Origin of the sequence: Staphylococcus hominis subsp. hominis (genome assembly GCF_002901845.1) — a bacterium.
Classification (GTDB): domain Bacteria; phylum Bacillota; class Bacilli; order Staphylococcales; family Staphylococcaceae; genus Staphylococcus; species Staphylococcus hominis.
In genome coordinates this window covers 821,616-847,608 of sequence record NZ_PPQE01000025.1, presented here as the reverse complement: position 1 = coordinate 847,608, position 25,993 = coordinate 821,616, and the positions used below count along the sequence as shown (strand labels likewise).

The following is a 25,993-nucleotide window of genomic DNA, read 5'->3' as shown; positions in this document are numbered from 1 at the left end:
ATTTAATAGGTGATATATATTGCGTATAGAACAGTCTGTAATTAACGAAATAAAGGAAAAAACAGATATTTTAGATTTAGTAAGTGAATATGTGAAATTAGAAAAAAGAGGACGCAATTACATTGGTTTGTGTCCTTTTCATGATGAAAAAACACCTTCTTTTACAGTTTCTGAAGATAAACAAATATGCCATTGCTTTGGTTGTAAAAAAGGTGGAAATGTTTTTCAATTTATTCAAGACATTAAGGACATTTCATTCGTAGAAGCAGTACAAGAACTTGGAGAACGCGTTAATATAAAAGTAGATATTGGTCATTCTAATCCCTCTACAACTCAAATAGCATCTGAAGACTTAAAAATGATTGAAATGCATGAATTAATTAATGAATATTATATGTATGCATTAATGAAATCAGTAGAAGGTGAAGAAGCTTTAAATTATCTCGTAAATCGTGGTTTCACTGAAGAATTAATAAAATCTCGTGGAATAGGGTATGCCCCTAATAACGCTCACTTTTGTCATGACTTTTTAAAACAAAAAGGATATGACATAGAACTAGCTTATGAAGCTGGTTTGTTATCACGTAACGAAGAAAATTTTAGTTACTACGATCGTTTTAGAGATCGCATCATGTTTCCTTTAAAAAATGCTCAAGGAAGAATTGTCGGTTTTTCTGGTAGAACTTATAACAATCAAGAACCTAAGTATTTAAATAGTCCTGAGACACCGATTTTTCAAAAAAGACGATTACTTTATAATCTTGATAACGCAAGAAAATCAATTAGAAAAAATGATGAAGTAATGTTGTTAGAAGGATTTATGGATGTAATTAAAGCTGATTACGCTGGATTAAAAACAGTGGTAGCAAGTATGGGTACAGCATTATCAGAAGATCACATGACAGTTTTAAAAAAATTAACCTCTAATATAACTTTAATGTTTGATGGAGACTTTGCTGGTCAAGAGGCCACTTTAAAAACTGGAGAACATTTACTGAAACATGGATTAAATGTATTTGTAGTACAATTACCAAAAAACATGGATCCCGATGAATATATAGTTAAATTCGGTAAAGAAAAATTTATAGAATTTTTAAATAATGAGAAGAAATCGTTTATTATTTACAAAGTTCAATTCTATCGAGAAGAAATTGAAAATAATGATCTAGCTTATGAGCGTCACTTTAAAGAGATTACTGAAGATATTTCATTTGTCAGATCTTCAATATTAAAAAATAAAATTGTGAATGACGTAGCTGACATTTTCAATATTGATGCCAATACTATGATGTCCAATGTACATCAACAACCTGAATTTATCTCATATGAAGAAGACTATATTGGAAATACCAATGATAACTCGAATTCAAATACTCAAAATTTAAACATTGTTTTTACACATTTAAACAAAAGTGAAAAAGCACAAAGAGCTTTATTAAAACATTTTATGATGGATAAAGATGTATTTCTAAATTATAACCGACAACTTGAAGCAAATGATTTTACGAATAAATATTTTCAAAGTATTTTTAAAGCGCTAACCGATTATTATTCTGAAAATGATTACTATTCGATAAGTGATTTAATATTATACATTGAAGATAAAGATATTAGAGAAGCAATTATACAGCTTGATGATTATGAATTAAATCGAGAACCTTATGATTTAGAAATTGAAGAATATATCTCAACCTTAAATGAAAACAAATATGAAGATTCTATTGAAGAACTTAATCATAAATTAAAAGAAGCACTTAGAATTGGTGACGTAGAATCTCAAAAATATTATTTACAAATGATAGTTGATAAAAATAAGCAACGCATGTAGATGAACATTTAAATTTAAAAAATATAAACAAATATTAAACTTTTAATATAGTATTTATATTTAATAACCATTACTGTATAATGGTTATTATGCTTTTTTAAAGGGTAGACAAATAGTAAGTTAAATATTTATGAAATAAGGATATCATTTTTATTACCTATAGAATGATAATATTTCATGTTTATTATAAAATATACTTTTCTTATTATAATAATTTATTATATAATTAAATATCTTAATTGAAAGCTTAAAATACGATTGGGAGGCCTTTTCATGTCTGATAACCAAGTTAAAATCAAAAAACAAACAATTGATCCGACTTTAACATTAGAAGATGTTAAAAAACAATTAATTGAAAAAGGTAAAAAGGAAGGTCATCTAAGTCATGAAGAAATTGCTGAAAAGCTGCAAAATTTTGACATGGATTCCGACCAAATGGATGATTTCTTTGACCAACTAAATGATAACGATATTAGTTTAGTAAATGAAAAAGATAGTTCAGATACAGATGAAAAATTAAATCCAAATGACTTAAGTGCGCCTCCAGGTGTTAAAATTAATGATCCTGTAAGAATGTACTTAAAAGAAATTGGACGTGTAAATCTTCTTAGTGCACAAGAAGAAATTGAATTAGCTAAACGTATTGAACAAGGTGATGAAGTAGCAAAATCTCGCCTTGCAGAAGCCAACTTGCGATTAGTTGTAAGTATTGCAAAACGGTATGTTGGTCGTGGTATGCTTTTCTTAGACTTAATCCAAGAGGGGAATATGGGTCTTATCAAAGCAGTAGAAAAGTTCGATTTTAGTAAAGGATTTAAATTTTCTACTTATGCTACGTGGTGGATTAGACAAGCCATTACACGTGCTATTGCTGACCAAGCTCGTACCATCCGTATTCCTGTGCATATGGTTGAAACTATTAATAAGCTTATTCGCGTACAAAGACAATTATTACAAGACTTAGGTCGTGATCCTGCTCCTGAAGAAATTGGTGAAGAAATGGATTTACCACCTGAAAAAGTTCGCGAAATACTTAAAATAGCTCAAGAGCCAGTATCCTTAGAAACGCCAATAGGTGAAGAAGATGACAGTCACTTAGGAGACTTTATTGAAGATCAAGAAGCACAAAGCCCTTCTGACCATGCTGCTTATGAGTTATTGAAAGAACAATTAGAAGACGTTTTAGATACACTTACTGATAGAGAAGAAAATGTTTTACGTTTAAGATTTGGCCTTGATGACGGACGAACTAGAACATTAGAAGAAGTGGGTAAAGTGTTCGGTGTTACAAGAGAACGTATTCGTCAAATCGAAGCTAAAGCGCTTAGAAAATTAAGACATCCAAGTCGTAGCAAGCGTCTTAAAGATTTTATGGACTAAGATTAATGGTGAATCTGAGTTAACGATAGATGTTATGTATAAAGAAACTTGAGGCTAAGACAATACTATGTCCTAGCCTCTTTTTATAATAAAGGAGATAACAATGATATCATTAAATCATCGATTAAAAGTTGTAAGCCAATACTTATTAAGTAATTCATTAGCTGATATCGGTTCTGATCACGCTTATTTACCTATTTATGCATTACAACATCATCTATGCGATGATGCTATTGCTGGCGAAGTAATCAAAGGACCTTATACAGCTGCTAAAAAGAATGTAGCACAGCATCAACTTACTCAACATATCGATGTTCGATTAGGTGATGGTCTTAGTATACTAACTGAGAAAGATAAAGTAGATAATATCACAATTTGTGGAATGGGTGGACCTTTAATAGCGAAAATATTAGATGAAGGTAAAGATAAACTTGCACATCATCCACGTCTAATTTTGCAAAGTAATATTCAAACTGAAACCTTACGCAAGACACTTCAACATCTTAATTATGATATTATCGCTGAAGAAATTTTAGAAGAAAAAGGACATATCTATGAAATTGTAGTTAGTGAATGGAAAGAAAATCTTAATCTTCTTAATAAAAAATCACTTAAATTTGGTCCTATTCTTTTAAATAATAAAAACGGTATTTTTATAAAAAAGTGGGAAAGAGAGTTAGCAGCTTTAGAGCATATTCGTAATCAATTGAATCCAATACAACATCGTGAGAGACTAGAAGAGATTGAAGAAGAGATATCAATGATAAGAGAGGTACTCTATAATGAAAATTAAAGAACTAATGTCAATTATTGACCAACACGTTCCCCTTAAAACTGCTGAAAGCTGGGATAATGTGGGTTTATTAATTGGAGATGACACTAAAGAGATAACAGGTATTTTGACAGCATTAGATTGCACAATGGAAGTAATAGAAGAGGCAATTAGCAAAGGATACAATACAATTATTGCCCATCACCCTTTAATTTTTAAAGGTATTAAATCATTAGTTAATGATGGATATGGTAAATTAATACACATGCTTATTCAAAATGATATTCAACTTATTGCTTTGCACACCAATTTAGATAATCACATTGATGGTGTCAATGAGATGCTAGCAAAAAAATTAAATTTAACTAATATTAGATTTTTAAATGAAGAAGAATCATTTTACTATAAAGTACAAACTTACATTCCCGAAGAAAATCTAGAATCATTTAAATATCATATTAATAATATTGGTTTAGCAAAAGAAGGGAATTATGAATATTGTTTCTTTGAGTCCAAAGGTAAAGGTCAATTCAAACCAGTTGGAGAGGCTCGCCCTCATATTGGAGAACTAAATCGAATTGAATATGTAAATGAAGTGAAGCTAGAATTTATGATTCGTAAAGATCAATTAAATATTGCTAAAAATGCAATTATTAATTACCATCCTTATGAAACACCTGTATATGATTTTATTAAGATGACGACATCTGCTAATTATGGTCTTGGAAAAATAGGCGAACTAAATGAGCCGTTAAATTTAGAACATTTTGCTAAATATGCTAAAGCACATTTAAATATTCCTAGCGTTCGTTATACAGGTCCTTCAGAAGCGTTAATTAAAACAGTTGCTATTATCGGAGGTGCTGGTATCGGTTTTGAAACTAGTGCTTTTAAAAAGGGAGCAGATGTTTTCGTTACTGGAGACATAAAACATCATGATGCACTTGATGCTAAAACTAATGGCATTCATTTATTAGATATCAATCATTATAGTGAGTACGTTATGAAAGAAGGACTTAAAGGTTTACTAGGACAATGGTTATTTAGTAATGAGAGTAAGCAGTTTAATATAGAAGCTTCAGAAATAAATACAGATCCATTTAATTATATTTAAAACTATACAAAGGAGGTCAGATGAATGGCTAATCATCCATTTGAAATATTTAATTTAAATACAAATCTTATTGATGCAGTTAAAGATTTAAATTTTAATAAACCTACTGAAATTCAAAATAGAATTATTCCACGTATAAAAAAAGGAACCAATTTAATTGGTCAATCACAAACCGGTACTGGCAAATCACACGCCTTTTTATTACCTTTAATAGATTTAATTAATACTGACATTAAAGAACCTCAAAGTATTGTTGTTGCACCAACTCGTGAATTAGCACAACAATTGTATAAAGTGGCTAGTCATCTAGCTAGTTTTCAATCAGATATTAAAGTAAGTTTATTTATTGGTGGTACTGACATAGAGAAAGATAAACAACGAACAAATCAACAACCTCAATTAGTGATTGGTACACCAACACGAATCAATGATTTAGCTCAGAGTGGACATTTGCATATTCATAAGGCATCATATTTAATTATCGATGAAGCAGATTTACTCATTGATTTAGGCTTAATAGAAGATGTTGATTATATTGCTGCTCGTTTAGATGAAAATGCTAATATTGCAGTCTTTAGTGCAACAATTCCAAAATCATTAGAACCGTTTTTAAATAAGTATCTTAGTCACCCTGAATATGTTGTAGTTGATAACAAATCCCAAAATAAAAAAAATATTGAATTTTATTTGATTCCTACTAAAGGAACTGAAAAAGTTGATAAAACTTTGCAATTAATTGATATACTAAATCCATATCTATGTATTATTTTTTGTAACAGTAGAGAAAATGCAAATGAACTTGCTCAATCTCTTAATGAGTCTGGCATTAAAGTTGGTATGATTCATGGCGGTTTAACACCAAGAGAACGTAAACAACAAATGAAACGTATTCGGAATTTAGATTTCCAATATGTTATTGCAAGTGATTTAGCTTCAAGAGGAATTGATATTGAAGGCGTTAGTCATGTAGTGAATTTTGATGTTCCTAATGATATTGATTTCTTTACTCATAGAGTGGGTAGAACAGGACGTGGAAATTATAAAGGCGTGGCTCTAACATTATATAGCCCAGATGAAGAACATAATATTTCTCTTATTGAAGATAAAGGCTACCACTTTGATAATGTTGATATTAAAAATGGAGAACTTAAACCAATCAAAGCGCACAATACACGTCATAAACGCGAACGTAAAGATGATCATTTAACAAATCAAGTAAAACATAAAGTAAGAAGTAAATCTAAAAATAAAGTTAAACCAGGTTATAAAAAGAAATTTAAACAAGAAGTAGAAAGAATGAAACGACAAGAAAGAAAGCAATACAGTAAACAACGTAGTAGACAACAACGAAAAAACAATAAAAAAGGTTAGGTGAAACAAATGTTAATTGGCTCACATGTATCAATGAGTGGTAAAAAAATGTTAGAAGGATCGGCCGAAGAAGCACATCAATTTGGTGAATCAACATTTATGATTTATACAGGTGCACCTCAAAATACAAGAAGAAAAAGTATAAACGATTTAAATATTGAAAAAGGGCATAAAGTTATGGAACAATATGGTTTATCAAATATTGTTGTACACGCTCCTTACATAATAAACATAGGAAATACAACGAAACCTGAAGTTTATGAATTAGGTGTTAATTTCCTTCAAAATGAGATTGAACGTACGCAAGCTTTAGGAGCGAAAGATATTGTCTTACATCCAGGTGCACATGTAGGTGCTGGTGCAGATAAAGGAATTAATCAGATTATTAAAGGATTAAATGAAGTGTTAACACATGATCATGATGTACGAATTGCACTTGAAACAATGGCTGGAAAAGGAACAGAAATTGGACGTAGTTTTGAAGAACTTGCTCGCATTATTGATGGTGTGACACATAACGATCGGTTATCTATTTGCTTCGATACCTGTCATACACATGATGCTGGTTATAATATCAAAAATGATTTTGATGGCGTTTTGAATGAGTTTGATAAAATTATTGGAATAGACCGTATTAAAGTTGTTCATGTAAATGATAGTAAAAATGAACAAGGTGCACATAAAGACCGACATGAAAATATTGGATTTGGATATATTGGTTTTGATGCCTTGAATAATGTGGTACATCATGAAGCTTTTAAAGACATTCCTAAAATCCTTGAAACTCCTTATGTAGGAGAAGATAAGAAAAATAAAAAGCCGCCTTATCGCTTTGAAATTGAAATGTTAAAATCTCAAATTTTTGATCCTAAATTAAAAGAAAAAATATTGAATCAATAATTAAAATAAGAGTAAGATAGCATAATCTACAAAGAGACTATCTTACTCTTATTTTAATTCGTAAACATTACTATTTACAAAAAACATATATAATTGTATAGTATTTAGCGAGGTGAAAAGATGAATCAACCTGTTTTTGAATTAAAAAATATTGATTATTATTTTGATAATAAACAAGTATTAGAAAACATTAATATCCGAATTAATAGAGGTGACTTTCTTGCAATTGTTGGTCCTAATGGAGCAGGAAAATCTACTCTTTTAAAGGTTATTCTTGGCTTATTACCATTACAACGCGGTGAAATATACATTGACGGGAAATCTTATAAAAAAAATACTCAATCTGCATTAAAAATTAGTTATGTGTCTCAAAAAGCCAATGCTTTTACTGCAGGATTTCCTGCTAGTGTGAAAGAAGTTGTTTTAAGTGGTTTAACTAAAACGAAAAGAATTTTTCAGTGGTTTAATAAAAATGATGAACAACAAGTAGATAATGTCTTACATCGTTTAAATATTCATCATCTAAAGAATAAAAATATTGCAGAATTATCAGGTGGACAACAACAACGTGTACTAATTGCACGCGCTTTAATTTCAAATCCATCTGTCTTAGTATTAGACGAACCGACAAATGGGATTGATGCAAAACATGTGAATGAATTTTATGCCACCTTGCAACATTTAAAAGAAGAAGGTATAACGATTATTTTAGTTACTCATGATATAGGCGTTGTGGTAGACACAGCTACAAAAGTCGCTTGCTTAAATAAACATCTTCATTTCCACGGTTCTACTGAAGAATTTAAGTCTCTTGATGAAGTTGAAATTTCAAAAATATATGGTCATCCAATTAAATTTGTTGATCATCAACATAATCGTTCATGCTGTGAAGCATAATTTTAAATAGGAGTTAATTATGATAAGTATATGGATTAAATTAAGAGGTGAATATCATGATTGAAGCATTGTTAAACTTTGATTTTATGAGATATTCACTTTTAAGTGGGATATTGATTGGTTTTATTGCACCTTTAATTGGTGCATTTATAGTGGTAAGGCGATTATCATTAATTGCTGATGCTTTAAGTCACGTCACACTAGGCGGTATTTCGTTTGGAATGTTTATTATTACCTTATCACCAGTATTAGTATTTATAAACCCTATGTGGTTTGGTATAATCTTTGCAATAGTTGGAGCTTTACTTATAGAAAAATTAAGAACTTCGTATTCAAACTATCAAGAAATTGCAATTCCAATTATAATGAGTGCTGGAATTGCATTAAGCGCAATTTTTATTTCTCTAGCTGATGGGTTCAATCAAGAAATTGTTGGATTATTATTCGGATCAATTAGTGCTGTAAATTTAAGTGACTTAGTCACAATTACGATCATTTCAATCGTCGTATTATTATTCATTCTTTTATTATACAAAGAATTATTTATTTTATCTTTTGATGAGGAATATAGTAAGGTTATTAATATTCCAAAATGGATTCAGTTTTTATTTATAACGATTGTTGCTATGGTTATTTCTGCATCAATGAGAGTAGTAGGAATTTTACTCGTGAGTGCATTAATTACATTACCTGTAGCTATAGCAATGCGATTAACTAAAGGATTTAAACAGTTGATTATCTTAAGTATTATTATAGGTGAATGTTCTGTCATTCTAGGACTTACCTTAGCATTTTATATTAATATATCTCCTGGTGGTGTCATCGTGGTATTATTAGTTCTAATTTTAGGAATAACGATGTTACTACAGAAAACTAAACGAACTGCCAAAAAGGAGCATTAAATTATGAATACAAACGACGCTATTAAAATTTTAAAAGACAATGGGTTAAAATATACTAAGAAAAGAGAAGATATGATTAATATCTTTGTTAATGAAGATAAATATATTAATGCTAAATATATACAACAACAATTAGACAATGATTATCCAGGTATATCTTTTGATACTATTTATCGTAATCTTCATCTTTTTAAAGATTTAAATATTGTTGAAAGTACAGAATTAGATGGAGAAATGAAATTTAGAATCGCTTGTACTAATCACCATCATCATCATTTTATATGTGAAAATTGTGGAGATACAAAAGTAATAGATTTTTGTCCAATTGAGCAAGTTAAGCAATTTCTACCTAATGTAGATATTCACACTCATAAATTAGAAGTATATGGTATATGTGAAACTTGCCATAATAAAGGTATAAATTAAAATGAGATATGTTCTGAGACGTAAATAAGCGTCTCAGTTTTTTTATAGGTCAAAAGTCTGAATTTTTACCAATATTGAAATATAATGTTTAAAAACTACTAAAATGAGATATAAAAAGAGTATAATAAGAAATATGACAACTATGTGAATAATATTTAAAGCAAATGATTTGTTGTACATCATATAGCTTGTTATGATTTATGTGAAGATAATTTAGGAGGATGATTATTTATGGCTTTTGAATTACCAAATTTACCATATGCAGCAGATGCATTAGAACCACATATCGACAAAGAAACAATGGAAATTCATCATGACAAACATCATAACACTTATGTTACAAAATTAAACTCTGCAGTTGAAGGTACTGATTTAGAATCTAAATCAATTGAAGAAATTGTTGCAAATTTAGATAGTGTATCTGAAAATATTCAAACAGCAGTACGTAATAATGGTGGAGGTCATTTAAATCACTCATTATTCTGGGAATTATTAACTCCTAATTCTGAAGAAAAAGGTACTGTAGTTGATAAAATTAAAGAACAATGGGGTTCTTTAGATGAGTTTAAAAAAGAATTCGCTGATAAAGCTGCAGCACGTTTTGGTTCAGGTTGGGCTTGGTTAGTAGTAAATAATGGAAAATTAGAAATTGTTACTACTCCAAATCAAGATAACCCTATTACTGAAGGAAAAACTCCAATTTTAGGCTTAGATGTTTGGGAACATGCTTATTATCTTAAATATCAAAATAAACGTCCAGATTATATCAGTGCTTTCTGGAATGTTGTAAATTGGGAAAAAGTAGACGAGTTATACAATGCTGCTACAAAATAATAAATAAAAAAAGTATTTATTAGTGATCTCTTTTTAGGAGATCACTTTTTTTATGAAAAATATAGAAAAATTATACAATTTCATATATCATTTATAAGTATACATGATTAATAATTGAGGTCGGTTGTCTTGCTTAAAAGATTAAAAGAAAAATCAAATGATGAAAAAATAAAACATACGATGAATAAACGAATTCGTTTTATATTTGGTGCAATTGTTTTGATTTTCGTATTAATTGTCCTAAGACTAGGATATTTACAAATTGCACAAGGTGCACATTATAGTCAATTAGTGAAAAATGATGAGAATATTACTGTCAATGAGTCCGTACCACGAGGAAGAATACTAGATAGAAATGGCAAGATTTTAGTTGATAATGCTTCGAAATTAGCAATTACCTACACGCGTTCTAGAAAAACAAGTCAACAAGACATGTTAAATACCGCTAAAAAATTAGCTAAACTCATTACAATGAATACTGATAAGATTACAAAGCAAGATAAACAAGACTTTTGGATACAAAATCATCCAAAAGAAGTTAATAAATTAATGAAAAAAGAAACAACTATGCTTAACAATGGTAGCATAAGTCAAGAACAGTATGATAAACAATTACATAGTAAAATTAAAAATACTCAATTAAATAGTTTATCTAAGCATGATTTACAAGTGTTAGCTATATATAGAGAAATGTCATCTGGATCTACACTTGATCCGCAAATGATAAAAAATGAAGATGTTAGTGAAAAGGAATATGCTGCTGTTTCTCAACAATTGGATAATTTACCTGGTGTCAATACTTCAATGGACTGGGATCGAAAATATCCATATGGTGAAACTTTAAGAAGTATATTTGGTAGTGTTTCTACACCTTCTGAGGGTATTCCTAAAGAATTAACTGAACAGTATTTAGCAAAAGGATATTCTAGAAATGACAGGGTAGGGAAAGCTTATCTAGAGTATCAATATGAAGACATTCTACGTGGTAAAAAGAAACAGCTGAAATACACTACTGATAAATCTGGTAAAGTTATTAGTTCTAAAGTGATTAACCCTGGGTCACGTGGAAATGATTTACAACTAACAATTGACATTGATTTACAGAAAAAAGTTGAGTCTCTGTTAGAAAACGAAATAAAAACACTGCGTAGTCAAGGAGCAACCAACATGGACAATGCGCTTGTAGTTGTTCAAAATCCTAAAAATGGTGATATTCTTGCAATGGCTGGAAGACAAATTGATAAAAATGGTGAACTGCTAGATTATGATTTAGGTAACTTTACTGGCCAATTTGCAGTCGGTTCTTCTGTTAAAGGAGCAACCTTATTAACTGGTTATCAAAATCATACTATCAAAGTCGGTGAAGAAATGATTGATGAACCTTTACACTTTAGAGGCGGACTAACTAAACGTTCTTACTTTAACCAAAATGGCAAAGTCCTAATTAACGACAAAGAAGCATTAATGCATTCTTCAAACGTATATATGTTTAAAACTGCTTTAAGACTAGCTGGTGATCCTTACTCAAGTGGTATGAGTTTACCTAATAATATTGAAGAAGCTGGTCAAAAACTAAGAAAAGGTCTAAATCAAGTAGGATTAGGTGTTAAAACAGGTATCGATTTACCTAATGAAACAATTGGTCAAATTGAACCATTAACTAATAATCCAGGCAATTATTTAGATTTATCAATAGGTCAGTATGATACTTATACACCTATTCAACTTTCACAATATATATCTACAATTGCAAATAATGGTTACAGAGTACAACCGCACATTGGTTTAGCTATACATGACGCAACAAATAGTGATCAAGTAGGACCGGTTAAAGATAAAATTAAAGGTAATATACTAAATAAAATTAATAATTCTCAAGATGAGATAGATGAAGTAAAACAAGGATTCAAGATGGCTTTCAATGAAAAAGATGGTACAGGCTATGCAAGCTTTCATAAAACTGTTGTTCCATCAGCTGGTAAAACTGGTACTGCTGAAGTTTATCAAAACGGACAATCTAGAGTTAACTCAACATATATAGGTTATGCGCCTATTAAAGATCCTAAATTAGCTTTTTCTATCGTATATACTAATCAACCTGTTCCGCCACCATGGTTAAATGGGGGAGATTTAGGAAGAGATATCATTAATTACTACTTTAAAAATGAAAAATAATTTTAATAACCGTTGATAAGATGCTTTTCTACTTAATACTAGTAAAAATTAATACTTTTCAATTAATCGTCTAAGTGGTATGATAATAAAGTCGTATTTAGAAAAGGTAAGGAGGTATAATCATGCGCGTAAACGTAACATTAGCTTGTACTGAATGTGGTGACAGAAACTACATTACTACTAAAAATAAAAGAAACAATCCTGAACGTATTGAAATGAAAAAATATTGTTCACGTGATAACAAACAAACTCTACATCGTGAAACTAAATAATATTAAAAGTAAAAAAGGTTGGAACAAAATTGTTCCAACCTTTTTTACTTTAGTAGATCATTCAACCATTAATCATCTTAAATATATAATTAGCAATTATATTTATTTTATATAGATTAATATATTTTTTAACTTAAAATAATTTGAATTATCATAAATGACATCACTATATAATAACGTTATAATATATTAAAGGATGGGAGAAAGAATGGGTAAAAAGCAAATTAGAAAAAATATTTTATCACAAATGAAAGACTTTGATAAAAAAAATAAGCGTAAAGCTGATATTTGGTTAATGAAACAATTAATTGAAAATGAAAAATTTAAAAAAGCACATCGTATCGGTATATTTTTGTCTATGCCACACGAGATTAATACATACAATATTATTACTTTCGCTTTAGATAATGGAAAACAAATTTTTGTGCCCGATACAGATTACAGAAGTCGTAATATGAATTTTAAACAACTATTAGATTTGTCATCAATAGCTACCGATGATAAAGGTATTAATTATGTTAATGAAGATACATCTATTAGTAATGACATGGACTTACTTATTGTACCTGGAATAGCTTTTCAAACAAATGGTTTTCGTATAGGATACGGAGGAGGTTACTATGATAAATTTCTAAATCAACACGATATTAACTCGATTAGTCTTATATATGACTTCCAAATATCAGATTTCGATGTGGAAAAACATGATCAACCTGTAGATAATTTAATTATATGTAATACTAAATTTGGGAGGAATTAATGAATATTGATAAACTATATTGGAAATCAATTTATTATTGGATCAAATATTTTAACTATAAATTAGAACACACAGATAAAAATACAAATGAAATTTGGTTATCCAATAAGAAAAAAGAAGAACTTATTGTATTTAGAAAAGAAGTGAGTTCAACTCAAGAGATACGCTTCGACAAATCTAAAATAAATGATCATAAAGAGAATTTACAAAAAAAGTTAGGATTTAAAATTAAAAAAGTCGAGTTCTTCTACTTTTTAGAAACATCGATGAATATTGATCATCTCGATGAAATGCATCCTACTAAGTTGATTTATCATAGTATCACTAATGAAAAAGACTTAGAAAATACAATGCCTAATTTTATTTTAAAAAAGCGCATTAATAAAAAAGAAAAAAAATCATCGTTGGATTATAAAAAACGTGTACTTAATACGAATCTTGTTGATAAGTATATGATGATGTTTTCACCAATGACTTATACACTTATAGCTATAAACGTTCTAATATGGTTATATATGAAGATTTATCTAAATCATTTTTCAGATATTAAGTTACTAGATGTTGGGGGATTAGTACACTTCAATGTAGTGCACGGAGAGTGGTACCGTCTTATTACCTCGATGTTTTTACATTTTAATTTTGAACATATTTTAATGAATATGCTATCTTTATTCATTTTTGGTAAAATTGTAGAGACTATCGTTGGTCCATATAAAATGTTAGGTATCTATTTAATTTCTGGTTTATTTGGAAACTTTGCTTCGTTATCCTTTAATATAAGTACCATATCTGTTGGTGCAAGTGGAGCTATTTTTGGTCTTATAGGAGCTATTTTAACGATGATGTACTTAAGTAAGACTTTTAATAAGAAAATGATAATACAATTGTTAGTTGTTGTATTAATATTGATTTTTGTCTCGCTATTTATGTCGAACATTAATTTAATGGCTCATTTAGGTGGTTTCATAGGTGGTTTCCTTATTACATTAATAGGCTATTATTTTCATGAGAACCGTAATTTATTTTGGTTATTTTTAATTTTATTATTAGTACTTTTTGTTTTATTACAAATTAGAATATTTTCAATTAAAGAGGAAAATATTTACGATAAACTTATTAAAGACGAAATGATATCTTATAATTATGATGATGCTTTATCAATTGTTGAACATACAATCAATAAAGGATACGATGATGATGAAACATATTACTTAAAGGGTTTAATAACTGCTACTAAAAGTTCTAAAGCAGAAGCAATGGCTGATTGGGAAAGAGGCCTAAGAAGTCATCCTAACTCTGCATTACTAAACTATGAATTATCCATAGCTAATAGAGCATTAAATGATAACGATAAATCTTTAAAATATATAAAAAAAGCTTTAAAAATTGATGGCAACAACCAAAGCTATAAAAATTTAGAAAAAGAATTGAAAGATAGTAATGAATCTAAAAATTAACAATTTTTATGATGTCTTGCAACTTTTGAAACGTTATGGTTTTATTATATATTTTAAAGATAAAGAAGATATGTATGAAATGATGCAACAAGAAATACGTTCTCTTTACAATTATGATCTTTTATCAAAAGAAGAATATCTAAAATGTATTTTAATAATTAATCAAAGAAGGAATGAGCATAAATGAAAAATATTATTTTAGCAGCTGATATAGGTGGAACAACATGTAAACTAGGTATCTTTGATACGAAATTAGAACGATTACATAAATGGTCTATTGAAACCGATACTTCAGACCATACAGGTCGAACATTATTAAGGCAAGTCTTTGATTCTTTTAAAGAAGCAACTGAATCTTATCACTTTGATCTTCAAAATGTTATCGGAGTTGGTATAGGAGTTCCCGGTCCTGTTGATTTTGAAACGGGAATCGTACATGGGGCTGTTAATTTACATTGGCCTGGAAATGTAAATGTGAGAGAGATTTTTAGTGAATTTATAGATTGTCCTGTATATGTTGATAATGATGCAAATGTAGCTGCACTAGGTGAAAAGCATAAAGGTGCGGGTCAAGGTGCAAATGATGTAGTTGCTATTACACTTGGTACTGGTCTTGGTGGAGGTATCATTTCAAATGGTGAAATTGTACATGGTCATAATGGTTCAGGTGCGGAAATAGGTCATATTAGAACTGATTTTGATCAACGTTTTAATTGTAACTGCGGCAAATCAGGATGTATTGAAACTGTTGCTTCAGCTACTGGAGTTGTTAATTTAGTCAATTTTTATTATCCTAAACTTACTTTTAAATCATCTATTTTATCACTTATAAAAGAAAATAAAGTAACTGCTAAAGCTGTATTTGATGCAGCAAAAGCAGGAGATCAATTCTGCATATTTATAACAGAGAAGGTCGCAAATCATATCGCTTATTTATGTAGTATAATTAGTGCTACAAGCAATCCTAAATATATTGTTTTAGGTGGAGGAATGTCTACAGCAGGATTAATATTAATTGAAAATATTAAAACAGAATATCATAATTTAACATTTACTCCTGCTCAAAAAGATACTGAAATTGTCCAAGCAAAACTTGGAAATGATGCTGGTATCACTGGTGCTGCTGGACTAATAAAAACATATATAATTGAAAAGGATGGTGTTAAATAATGGCTATTGTTGATGTAGTTGTTATACCAGTTGGAACGGAAGGTCCAAGTGTTAGTAAATATATTGCAGAAATCCAAATGAAACTAGAAGAATTTAAAAAACAAGGTAAAATTGACTATCAATTAACACCTATGAATACGCTTATCGAAGGTGATCTTAAAAATTTATTTGAAGTAGTTCAAGCAATTCACGAATTACCATTTGATAAAGGATTAAATAGAGTATGTACAAATATCCGTATTGATGATAGAAGAGATAAGTCTCGTAAAATGAATGATAAGTTAAAATCTGTTCAAAAACACTTAGATAAACAAGGAGAGTAATATGAGAATTTCTAATTTATCTTTAGGATTAGTTGATACAAACGCATATTTTATAGAAAGCGATAACAGTGTATTATTAGTTGACCCTGCCGGAGAATCTGATAAAATATTTAAGCAATTAAATCAAATCAATAAACCTTTGAAAGCAATATTACTTACACATGCTCATTTTGATCATATTGGTGCTTTAGATGATGTATTATCCAAATATGATGTACCTGTTTATATGCATAAAGAAGAATTTTCTTTCTTAACTGATCCTGAAAAAAATGGTTCTTCAAAGTTTAAACAATATGGTATGCCACTCACTACTAGTAAAGCTCAACCAATTGCTTTAGATGAAGGTAATTTTACAATTGATGAATTTAAATTTAATGTTATTCATACACCAGGTCATTCACCAGGAAGTTTAACTTACGTTTTTGACGATTTTGCAGTAGTCGGAGATACATTATTTAATAACGGTATTGGAAGAACAGACTTATATAGAGGAGACTATGAAACATTAGTAGACTCAATTAAAGACAAATTATTTGAATTAGACGGAGATTTGCCTTTATTCCCAGGTCACGGTCAATACACTACGGTAGATGATGAACAACTCAATCCATATTTAGATGGACAATAAAAAAAGTAATTTAAACACCTCTTACGTTTATATATGTAGGAGGTGTTTTTTTGAAATTATTATTTCAAGAAATAATTAATAAAGCAATTTCAAAAAATGCAAGTGACGTACACTTTATTCCTTCAGAGGATAAAGTACATATTAAATTCAGAGTGAATGATAGGTTAGAGACGTATGAAATATTTAGTAATGACATTTATGAAAAATTATTAATTTATATGAAATTTAAAGCAAATTTAGATGTATCAACACATCAAGTAGCTCAAAGTGGTAGATATACTTATCATGCTAAATCAATATTTTATTTAAGAATTTCTACTTTACCTTTGTCATTAGGAATAGAAAGTTGTGTTATCAGACTTATCCCTCAATATTTCACTTCTAAAAGAGAGTATAAAGACTTTAATGACTTTAAACCTCTAATGAATAAAAAGCAAGGTCTCATTTTACTTACTGGTCCAACAGGTTCAGGTAAAAGTACTTTGATGTATCAATTAGTACTCTATGCTTTTCAAGAATTAAATTTAAATGTTATTACAATAGAAAATCCTGTTGAACAATTATTAAAAGGGATAACACAAGTGTCAGTAAATCATAAAGCTGGTATAGATTATGTTAATTCATTTAAAGCAATATTAAGATGTGATCCAGATGTTATTTTAATTGGTGAAATTAGAGATGCTGAAGTGGCAAAATGTGTTATTCAAGCAAGTTTAAGTGGTCATTTAGTACTAACCACTATGCATTCAAGCAATTGTAAGGGCGCAATACTCAGATTGTTAGAGATGGGGATTAGTGTTCAAGAAATTTCACAAGCAATAAATGTCATTTCAAATCAAAGATTAGTTACAACTACTTTAAATCAAAGAAAGCTTGTTTGTGAGTCTATTACAAATAATCAAATTCAATATTTTTTTGAACATAACCATACGCTTCCTGAGACATTTAATAATTTAAAAGAAAAATTGTTATCGCTATCGAAAGAAGGTCTTATATGTGAAGATGTGGTTGAAAAATATATTTAACAAACATTCTAAAGTTCTTAGCGAAAATCAACAAATTATACTTCTAAATAATTTGAATAACTTACTTAAAAGTGGATTTACATTATTAGAATGTTTTAATTTTATAAATTTGTATTTTAATTATAAAAATAAAAATATAGCAAATAAGATAGTTAAAATAATAAAAACGGGAGGAGAATGCGATCAAATATTAGAATTAATAGGCTATCCTAAATCTATTATCACTCAAATTCAATTTGCGCAGAAATATGGGAATATAAATGAAGCACTAGAGGAAGCAATGAATTATTTAAAAACAAATCTTCAAGCTAAACAACGAATATTAAAAGCTATTCAATATCCCATTATTTTAATTGCAATATTTATAACTATGTTAAGTATATTAAATTATACAGTTTTACCTCAATTTAAACATCTGTATTCAATGATGGATGTTAAACTCAATTTATCACAAACTATTATTACATATTTAATTAGTCATTTACCACAAATTTTTCTTTTTGTTTTTTCTACTTTACTAACTTTATCCATCATTATATTTATCTTTCTTAATAAATTAGATATATCCAAAAAACTTACATTCATTTCTTACATACCAATTGTACGTTTTTATTATTCGACTATAAAAACATATCAACTTGCTAATGATTTAGCTTTATTTTATAAAAATGGTATTAGTATTCAACAAGTCGTAGATATGTACATTCATCTACAAAACAACTCATTTTTGAATTATATTGGTATCGTTATTCAAAATGAACTAAATAGAGGCATTAATTTACCCAATATTTTGATTAAAATACCATGTTATCAATATGATTTAATACAGTTTATTAAGCAAGGTGAGAAAAACAATAAATTAGATATTGAGTTGAAAATGTATTGTCAAATATTAATTCAAAGGCTCCAACAAACAGCTTTAAAACAATCAAAAATGATCCAACCTATCGTATTTATATTCTTAGGAGCCTTTATAGTCAGCTTGTATCTAGTGATCATGTTACCCATGTTCCAACTTATGCAAAATATTAAATAAAGTAAAATGGAGGTTTTTATGAAAAAATTCAAACATAAATTAAAAGCTTTTACTTTAATCGAGATGTTACTTGTACTATTAATAATTAGTGTTTTACTCATTCTTATTATTCCAAACATAGCTAAACAAATGGCACATATTCAATCAACAGGATGTGAAGCACAAGTGAAAATGGTCAATAGTCAAATTGAAGCTTATACTTTAAAACATAATAGAGTTCCTAATTCTATTGAGAACTTAATAACTGAAGGGTTTATAAAACAAGGGCAATCATCTTGTAAGTCTGGAGAAACTATCAGTATTAAAAATGGAGAAGCAGTTGCAGAGTAAGAGTATTAAATCATTCACTTTTATAGAGAGCCTATTAATCATTTTGATTTTAACAATCTTACTTAATGCAACGTTAAGGGTAAATGTATTTAACAATATTTCTTTGTCAGACGATATAAAAGCAACACAATTTGTTAATCAATTAGAATATTTTAAATCTAAAGCGATGCGTAATCATCAATCTATTACATTGTTAATTTCAAAACATTCCTCAATTATAAAAGTAATAGAAGCACATGGTGGTCGGTACAATTACAATATTGAAGATGGAAAAATAGTTGAAGTTAAAAATTTAGGGAAAATTACTTTTAATAAAGAAGGAAGAACAAATCAGTTTGGCTCTTTAATATTGAAAATTAATCAACATCAATATAAATTAATCATTAATATTGAAAAAGGAAGAATTAGATATTTTAAAATTTAAAGCAGTGTTACTCATCGATAGTTTATTTAGCTTATATATATTCACTACTATAGTTTTTACTTTAATTCCACTACTAATCAGTTTAAATCATACATTAAAAAGAGAATACCAAATTGTTGAAATCAAGCAAACCATAATGAGTAGTATCAACCATTATGATAAAAAAACCATTTCAAAAGGTATAAATTTAGGTGATTATCATATTAAACTTTATTCCAATAAAATATGTGGACTTCACAAAGAAACTGAAATCGAATCATGCGTTAAATATTAAATTAAAATCGTTCACTTTAATAGAAATGTTAGTTTCATTATTTTTAACAACAATGATGTTAACATTTTTTCCTCAATTAATTAAATTGACTCATTCCTATTTATACGAGTCATATAATAGTTATCAAACAGAATATGCTTTTTTTCAGACAAATATAACTCAAATTATTTCGAAAAAACATCATGCCCTTATAATTAAGGATAAACATACAATTATCATTGATAATGAATCGTCTAAAGATTATATAGAATTTAAAAACAACAAACTATTTTACAAAATTAATGGAAATGGCAATATCGTTTTACTAAATAACGTCATCAATGCAGAATTTCAAATTTTACCTTCTAACATCATAAAATTAAATCTAAAAATAGGTGATAAAAACGACTACTATGAAAAAAACTTATTTTTATAAAATGAAAGGATATATAAGTAGCTATACATTATTTATTCTTAGTATATATTTGATAATTATATCTACTTATTCTGCTCAATATAGTATAAAATTAAAAACAATACATAATATTCAAATATATTATGATAGTATAATAAGTGATAAACTTAAGAGAGGTGATTAGGATGACTCATTCTTATTTACCACTTATATTAACAGGCTTTATGGGTACTGGTAAAAGTACTATTGGTGAATATTTGGCTTCAAAATTATACTATTCATATATTGATTTAGATACATATATAGAAATGAAAGAATTTAAAACAATACCAGATATTTTTAATGAAATTGGTGAAAAAGGATTTCGTAAGTTAGAATATAACTATTTAAAGGATTGTATTGGTAAATACGATATTATATCAACGGGAGGAGGGATTATAGAAAACGATGATTCTATCTCACTTTTAAAAAATAAAACAGTTATTTGGTTAGATTGTGATATTGATATTATCTATCATAGAATTGCTAATGATCCACATAGACCAAATGCGAAAAACAAAAGTGAAAAACAATTAAAAGACTTGTATTTATCGAGAGTTTCAAGATATAATGAAATCGCATCCACAAAAGTAGATAGTAGTAAAACAATTGAATGTGTATATAAAACAATTTTAAATCATATACCATGCGAATGATCAGTATTAGAGAGAATAACTTGAACTGATTCTATAGTTGTTTTGAAATTATGTCATGTTATCGCCGAAGGTGCAAGTAAACTACGAAACTCTCAGGCAAAAGGATAATACTGTTACGCAGTCCTGGATTTGTTATTTAGACAGGGTAGCTTCTGCTACTCTGCTTTTTTTATAAAATAGGGGGTTTTTAAATGACAAGCGAATTAAAAAAGACACCATTATATGAAACTTATGTAAATAGTGGTGCTAAAATAGTTGAATTCGGTGGGTGGGCTATGCCTGTCCAATTTACTAGTATTAAAGAAGAACATAACGCAGTTAGATACAAAGTGGGTATGTTCGATGTAAGTCATATGGGAGAAATTTTAATTGAAGGTGAAAATGCTAGTAAATTTGTTCAATATTTACTTTCAAATGATACTACTAATTTATCTGAAACTAAAGCTCAATATACAGCTTTATGTAATGATGAGGGTGGTATTATTGATGATTTAGTAACATATAAAATTGCTGATAACAAATACTTATTAATTGTTAATGCAGCCAATACTGATAAGGATTTCGAATGGATTCAAAAACATCAATCTAAATTTAATGCTGCTGTAACAAATGTGTCTGAACAATATGGTCAATTAGCGATTCAAGGTCCTCAAGCAAGAACTTTAGTAAGTGAACTTGTTGATGTTGATGTAAGTGAAATGAAGCCTTTTGAATTCAAACAAAATGTAACTATCTTTGGAAAAAATGTTATCTTATCTCAATCTGGATATACAGGTGAAGATGGTTTTGAAATTTATTGTAATTCAAATGATACAGTTGACATTTGGAATGGTTTTATTGATAAAGGCGTTGTACCTTGTGGTTTAGGTGCAAGAGATACACTTAGATTAGAAGCTGGTTTACCTCTTCATGGACAAGATCTCACTGAATCAATCACGCCTTATGAAGGTGGAATTGGTTTTGCTGCTAAACCTTTAATTGAAGATGAATTTATTGGTAAATCTGTTTTAAAAAATCAAAAAGAGAATGGGTCAAAACGACGTACTGTGGGTTTAGAACTTATAGATAAAGGCATTGCAAGAACGGGTTATACAGTAATGAATCTTGACGGAAAAGAAATAGGTGAAATTACTTCAGGAACTCAATCACCTTCTTCAGGAAAATCAATTGCTATGGCTATTATTGATCGTGATGAATTTGAGTTAGGTAAAGAATTACTAGTTCAAGTTCGTAAAAGACAATTAAAAGCTAAAATTGTTAAGAAAAACCAAATCGAAAAATAACTAAGGGGTGTGCAATGTGAGTCATCGTTATATACCATTAACTGATAAAGATAAAAAAGAAATGTTAGAAACAATTGGAGCAAATTCAATTACCGAGCTCTTTGGAGATATTCCAAAAGATATTTTACTTAATAGAGATTTAAATATAGATAGTGCAGAAGCTGAAACTTCACTTTTAAGAAGATTGAATACTATTGCAAATAAAAATATTACTAAAGAAACACATGTGAGTTTTTTAGGTGCAGGAGTATATGATCATTACACACCTGCAGTAGTAGACGCTATGATTTCTCGTTCTGAATTTTATACTGCTTATACACCTTACCAACCTGAAATTTCTCAAGGTGAACTACAAGCAATTTTTGAATTCCAAACATTAATTTGTGAACTTACTCAAATGGATGTCGCAAATTCATCTATGTATGATGGCATAACTAGCTTTGCCGAAGCTTGTATATTAGCTTTTAATCATACTAAAAAGAACAAAATTGTAGTATCTAAAGGTCTCCATTATCAGGCTCTACAAGTATTAAAAACATATATTAAAGTAAGAAAAGAATTTGAAATTGTTGAAGTTGATTTAAATGGAACGATTACTGACTTAGAAAAATTAGAACAAGCAATTGATGATGATACTGCAGCAGTTGCTGTACAATACCCTAACTTCTATGGAACAATTGAAGATTTAGAAAAAATTCATTCTTATATTGAAAATAAAAAAGCGTTATTCATTGTTTATTCTAATCCATTAGCATTAGGCGTTTTAACACCTCCAGGACAATTTGGAGCAGATATTGTTGTTGGTGATACACAACCATTTGGTATTCCTACTCAATTTGGCGGTCCTCATTGTGGTTACTTTGCTACTACTAAAAAGTTAATGCGTAAAGTTCCTGGCAGATTAGTAGGACAAACGCAAGATGATGAAGGTAATAGAGGATTTGTTCTTACTTTACAAGCTCGTGAACAACATATTCGTCGTGATAAAGCCACATCAAATATTTGTTCAAACCAAGCATTGAATGCTTTAGCATCCTCAATTGCTATGTCAGCTCTTGGTAAACAAGGTATTTATGATATTGCGGTTCAAAACTTAGAACATGCTAATTATGCTAAAAATCAATTTAAAAATAACAGTTTTGAAGTCCTAGATGGTACATCTTTTAATGAATTTGTTGTTAAGTTTGATCAACCTATCAAAAATGTAAATAAAAAATTAGCAGAACATGGTTTCATCGGAGGCTTTGACTTAGGTGAAGTTTCATCAGACTTTGACAATCATATGTTAATTGCTGTTACTGAATTAAGAACTAAAGAAGAGATTGATACATTTGTTGAGAAAGCTGGTGAGCTAAATGACAGTAAGTAAATCTAGTCCATTAATTTTTGAAAGATCTAGAGAAGGTAGATATGCATATTCTTTACCGCAAAGTGATATTAAAACTGACTCTGTTGAACGTATTTTAGATGATAAATTTATTCGTAAAAATAAAGCAGAGTTTCCTGAAGTGGCAGAATTAGATTTAGTACGTCATTACACGGAACTTTCGAATAAAAACTTTGGGGTAGATTCTGGATTTTATCCTTTAGGTTCTTGTACTATGAAATATAATCCAAAAATCAACGAAAAAGTTGCTCGTATTTCTGGATTTGCAGAATCTCATCCACTACAAGAGGAAGAACAAATTCAAGGTTCATTAGAAATTATTTATAGTTTACAAGAAGAACTAAAAGAAATTACAGGTATGGATGAAGTAACTCTACAACCAGCAGCAGGTGCTCATGGTGAGTGGACAGCTTTAATGATTTTTAAAGCATATCATATAAAAAATGGTGAGGGCCATCGTAATGAAGTTATTGTTCCAGACTCTGCACATGGTACAAACCCTGCATCAGCTTCATTTGCTGGATTTAAATCAGTAACTGTTAAATCTAATGAACGCGGTGAAGTTGATATCGAAGACTTAAAGCGTGTCGTTAATGAAAATACCGCTGCTATTATGTTAACTAACCCAAATACTTTAGGTATCTTTGAAAAAAATATTATGGAGATTCGTGAAATTGTTCATGAAGCAGGCGGGTTACTCTATTATGATGGAGCAAACTTAAATGCTATTATGGATAAAGTTCGCCCTGGAGATATGGGATTTGATGCTGTGCACCTAAACTTGCATAAAACTTTCACAGGTCCTCATGGCGGTGGTGGTCCTGGTTCAGGTCCAGTCGGCGTAAAAAAAGAATTAGCAAGTTATTTACCAAAACCAATGGTGATTAAAGACGGTGATACATTTAAATATGATAATGATATTGAAAATTCAATCGGTCGGGTAAAACCATTTTATGGTAACTTTGGTATTTATTTAAGAGCTTATACGTATATTAGAACTATGGGTGCACAAGGATTAAAAGAAGTGTCTGAAGCAGCTGTCTTAAATGCGAACTACATTAAAGCACGATTAAAAGATCGTTATGAAATCCCTTATGAACAATATTGTAAACATGAATTTGTCTTAAGTGGATCTAAACAAAAAGAATATGGTGTCCGTACTCTGGATATGGCAAAACGTTTACTAGACTTTGGTGTACATCCACCAACAATTTACTTCCCGCTAAATGTGGAAGAGGGTATGATGATTGAACCAACCGAAACTGAATCTAAAGAAACTTTAGACTACTTCATTGATGCAATGCTTCAAATTGCAGACGAAGTTGAAAGTAATCCTGATAACGTATTAGAAGCACCTCATACAACTATCATTGATAGATTGGATGAAACAACTGCAGCTCGTAAACCTATTCTTAAATTTGAAGATTTACATCAAGAAAAACTTTAATATTGTAAATAGTTTAATGGATGATTTAATTTCAGAAATAATAAAACTCTCAAGAAATTTCTTGAGAGTTTTATTTCTGATAATTATTTTTTAGTTTTAATTTTACCAGTCCATTTTTTATAGCCGCCTTTAAGCATGTATAAATCTTTATATCCATTTTTTTTCAAAATGCGAGCAGCACGATAACTGGCAATACCATTTGCATCACAAAGATATACAGGTTGATCTTTACGTAAACCTTGAAATCTTTGTCTAAACATAGATATTGGAATATTGCGAGCACCATTAATATGACCATAATCATAATCAACTTTTTCACGTACATCAATGACTTGGGCTTTTCTTAAACCTTTATGAAATTCGTTTTGATCTAGTTCAGTTACAGCTCGTCGATTAAGAAAGAAATTTCCAACCATGTAAAGGATTATTAAAACTATAATTATTAATGCTATAATCAAAGATACATTCATATTGCATCCTCCCTAATTA

At 29.2% G+C, this 25,993-nt stretch carries 28 protein-coding genes, 2 pseudogenes and 1 riboswitch; of the genes and pseudogenes, 29 read left to right on the top strand and 1 reads right to left on the bottom strand.

Annotation, left to right across the window (positions count from 1 at the left end):
- Positions 1–19 precede the first annotated feature (19 nt).
- The 29 genes and pseudogenes from dnaG to gcvPB all read left to right on the top strand — a co-directional run.
- Positions 20–1,241: pseudogene (gene dnaG, locus CD034_RS05715) on the top strand (DNA primase); the annotation flags it as partial.
- Positions 1,242–1,402: 161 nt separating this feature from the next.
- Positions 1,403–1,828, top strand: a pseudogene (locus CD034_RS11560) (DnaB-like helicase N-terminal domain-containing protein); the annotation flags it as partial.
- A gap of 273 nt (positions 1,829–2,101) precedes the next feature.
- Positions 2,102–3,208: an RNA polymerase sigma factor RpoD gene (gene rpoD, locus CD034_RS05710; protein WP_002449793.1), complete on the top strand. Its 1,107-nt coding sequence runs from the start codon at positions 2,102–2,104 to the stop codon at positions 3,206–3,208.
- A gap of 103 nt (positions 3,209–3,311) precedes the next feature.
- Positions 3,312–4,001, top strand: coding sequence for a tRNA (adenine(22)-N(1))-methyltransferase (locus CD034_RS05705; protein WP_002449878.1), 690 nt, complete (start codon positions 3,312–3,314; stop codon positions 3,999–4,001).
- Positions 3,991–5,094: a Nif3-like dinuclear metal center hexameric protein gene (locus tag CD034_RS05700; RefSeq protein ID WP_002455282.1), complete on the top strand. Its 1,104-nt coding sequence runs from the start codon at positions 3,991–3,993 to the stop codon at positions 5,092–5,094. The genes CD034_RS05705 and CD034_RS05700 overlap by 11 nt, the downstream gene beginning before the upstream one ends.
- Before the next feature lie 24 nt (positions 5,095–5,118).
- A complete protein-coding gene (locus CD034_RS05695; RefSeq protein ID WP_002449896.1) occupies positions 5,119–6,465 on the top strand; it encodes a DEAD/DEAH box helicase in 1,347 nt (448 codons plus the stop codon).
- Positions 6,466–6,474: 9 nt separating this feature from the next.
- On the top strand, positions 6,475–7,365 hold the full coding sequence (locus CD034_RS05690) for a deoxyribonuclease IV (protein ID WP_002449740.1): 891 nt from the start codon (positions 6,475–6,477) through the stop codon (positions 7,363–7,365).
- Positions 7,366–7,485: 120 nt separating this feature from the next.
- Positions 7,486–8,262, top strand: a complete 777-nt coding sequence (locus tag CD034_RS05685; RefSeq protein WP_002455284.1) for a metal ABC transporter ATP-binding protein — start codon at positions 7,486–7,488, stop codon at positions 8,260–8,262.
- A 56-nt stretch (positions 8,263–8,318) separates the two neighbouring features.
- Complete coding sequence (locus CD034_RS05680; RefSeq protein ID WP_002449745.1) at positions 8,319–9,164, top strand: metal ABC transporter permease; 846 nt, start codon at positions 8,319–8,321, stop codon at positions 9,162–9,164.
- Between the two features lie 3 nt (positions 9,165–9,167).
- Positions 9,168–9,590: a Fur family transcriptional regulator gene (locus CD034_RS05675; RefSeq protein WP_002455286.1), complete on the top strand. Its 423-nt coding sequence runs from the start codon at positions 9,168–9,170 to the stop codon at positions 9,588–9,590.
- A gap of 231 nt (positions 9,591–9,821) precedes the next feature.
- Positions 9,822–10,424 (top strand): superoxide dismutase, encoded by a 603-nt coding sequence (locus CD034_RS05670; RefSeq protein ID WP_049431027.1) that lies wholly within the window; start codon positions 9,822–9,824, stop codon positions 10,422–10,424.
- Between the two features lie 129 nt (positions 10,425–10,553).
- On the top strand, positions 10,554–12,599 hold the full coding sequence (locus CD034_RS05665) for a peptidoglycan D,D-transpeptidase FtsI family protein (RefSeq protein WP_064206772.1): 2,046 nt from the start codon (positions 10,554–10,556) through the stop codon (positions 12,597–12,599).
- A gap of 122 nt (positions 12,600–12,721) precedes the next feature.
- Complete coding sequence (rpmG, locus tag CD034_RS05660) at positions 12,722–12,871, top strand: 50S ribosomal protein L33 (RefSeq protein ID WP_002449881.1); 150 nt, start codon at positions 12,722–12,724, stop codon at positions 12,869–12,871.
- A 208-nt stretch (positions 12,872–13,079) separates the two neighbouring features.
- Entirely contained in the window at positions 13,080–13,631 is a 552-nt protein-coding gene (locus tag CD034_RS05655; RefSeq protein WP_002449726.1) for a 5-formyltetrahydrofolate cyclo-ligase, read from the top strand.
- On the top strand, positions 13,631–15,088 hold the full coding sequence (locus CD034_RS05650) for a rhomboid family protein (protein WP_002449916.1): 1,458 nt from the start codon (positions 13,631–13,633) through the stop codon (positions 15,086–15,088). The genes CD034_RS05655 and CD034_RS05650 overlap by 1 nt, the downstream gene beginning before the upstream one ends.
- Positions 15,072–15,275, top strand: coding sequence for a YqgQ family protein (locus CD034_RS05645; protein ID WP_037555982.1), 204 nt, complete (start codon positions 15,072–15,074; stop codon positions 15,273–15,275). The genes CD034_RS05650 and CD034_RS05645 overlap by 17 nt, the downstream gene beginning before the upstream one ends.
- Positions 15,272–16,258, top strand: coding sequence for an ROK family glucokinase (locus tag CD034_RS05640; protein ID WP_002449785.1), 987 nt, complete (start codon positions 15,272–15,274; stop codon positions 16,256–16,258). Before CD034_RS05645 ends, CD034_RS05640 begins: the two co-directional genes overlap by 4 nt.
- On the top strand, positions 16,258–16,581 hold the full coding sequence (locus CD034_RS05635; protein WP_103288190.1) for an MTH1187 family thiamine-binding protein: 324 nt from the start codon (positions 16,258–16,260) through the stop codon (positions 16,579–16,581). The genes CD034_RS05640 and CD034_RS05635 overlap by 1 nt, the downstream gene beginning before the upstream one ends.
- A gap of 1 nt (position 16,582) precedes the next feature.
- Positions 16,583–17,209, top strand: a complete 627-nt coding sequence (locus CD034_RS05630) for an MBL fold metallo-hydrolase (RefSeq protein ID WP_002449717.1) — start codon at positions 16,583–16,585, stop codon at positions 17,207–17,209.
- 50 nt (positions 17,210–17,259) lie between these two features.
- Positions 17,260–18,234, top strand: a complete 975-nt coding sequence (gene comGA / locus CD034_RS05625; protein ID WP_002449861.1) for a competence type IV pilus ATPase ComGA — start codon at positions 17,260–17,262, stop codon at positions 18,232–18,234.
- On the top strand, positions 18,206–19,270 hold the full coding sequence (gene comGB / locus CD034_RS05620) for a competence type IV pilus assembly protein ComGB (RefSeq protein WP_002455292.1): 1,065 nt from the start codon (positions 18,206–18,208) through the stop codon (positions 19,268–19,270). Before comGA ends, comGB begins: the two co-directional genes overlap by 29 nt.
- Positions 19,271–19,288: 18 nt before the next feature.
- Positions 19,289–19,600, top strand: a complete 312-nt coding sequence (gene comGC, locus CD034_RS05615; RefSeq protein WP_002449700.1) for a competence type IV pilus major pilin ComGC — start codon at positions 19,289–19,291, stop codon at positions 19,598–19,600.
- A gap of 43 nt (positions 19,601–19,643) precedes the next feature.
- The gene (locus CD034_RS05610; protein WP_231911333.1) at positions 19,644–20,024 is read left to right on the top strand and encodes a competence protein; all 381 of its coding nucleotides are present in this window, start codon (positions 19,644–19,646) and stop codon (positions 20,022–20,024) included.
- On the top strand, positions 19,990–20,298 hold the full coding sequence (locus tag CD034_RS11300) for a hypothetical protein (RefSeq protein ID WP_002455295.1): 309 nt from the start codon (positions 19,990–19,992) through the stop codon (positions 20,296–20,298). Before CD034_RS05610 ends, CD034_RS11300 begins: the two co-directional genes overlap by 35 nt.
- 25 nt (positions 20,299–20,323) lie before the next feature.
- Positions 20,324–20,713, top strand: coding sequence for a competence type IV pilus minor pilin ComGF (locus tag CD034_RS05605; protein ID WP_227967711.1), 390 nt, complete (start codon positions 20,324–20,326; stop codon positions 20,711–20,713).
- A gap of 164 nt (positions 20,714–20,877) precedes the next feature.
- Positions 20,878–21,387 (top strand): shikimate kinase, encoded by a 510-nt coding sequence (locus CD034_RS05595; protein ID WP_002449809.1) that lies wholly within the window; start codon positions 20,878–20,880, stop codon positions 21,385–21,387.
- A riboswitch (glycine riboswitch) is annotated at positions 21,384–21,505 on the top strand. (Overlaps the previous gene by 4 nt.)
- Before the next feature lie 73 nt (positions 21,506–21,578).
- Positions 21,579–22,670 carry a glycine cleavage system aminomethyltransferase GcvT gene (gcvT, locus tag CD034_RS05590; RefSeq protein ID WP_002455297.1) on the top strand — a complete coding sequence of 364 codons (1,092 nt, stop codon included), beginning with the start codon at positions 21,579–21,581 and terminating at the stop codon, positions 22,668–22,670.
- 16 nt (positions 22,671–22,686) lie between these two features.
- Positions 22,687–24,039: an aminomethyl-transferring glycine dehydrogenase subunit GcvPA gene (gene gcvPA, locus CD034_RS05585; protein ID WP_002455298.1), complete on the top strand. Its 1,353-nt coding sequence runs from the start codon at positions 22,687–22,689 to the stop codon at positions 24,037–24,039.
- Entirely contained in the window at positions 24,026–25,504 is a 1,479-nt protein-coding gene (gcvPB, locus tag CD034_RS05580) for an aminomethyl-transferring glycine dehydrogenase subunit GcvPB (RefSeq protein WP_002455299.1), read from the top strand. Before gcvPA ends, gcvPB begins: the two co-directional genes overlap by 14 nt.
- 83 nt (positions 25,505–25,587) lie before the next feature.
- Here the strand turns inward: gcvPB and CD034_RS05575 are convergent, their stop codons facing one another.
- Positions 25,588–25,974, bottom strand: coding sequence for a rhodanese-like domain-containing protein (locus CD034_RS05575; protein WP_002449897.1), 387 nt, complete (start codon positions 25,972–25,974; stop codon positions 25,588–25,590).
- Between the last annotated feature and the right edge of the window lie 19 nt (positions 25,975–25,993).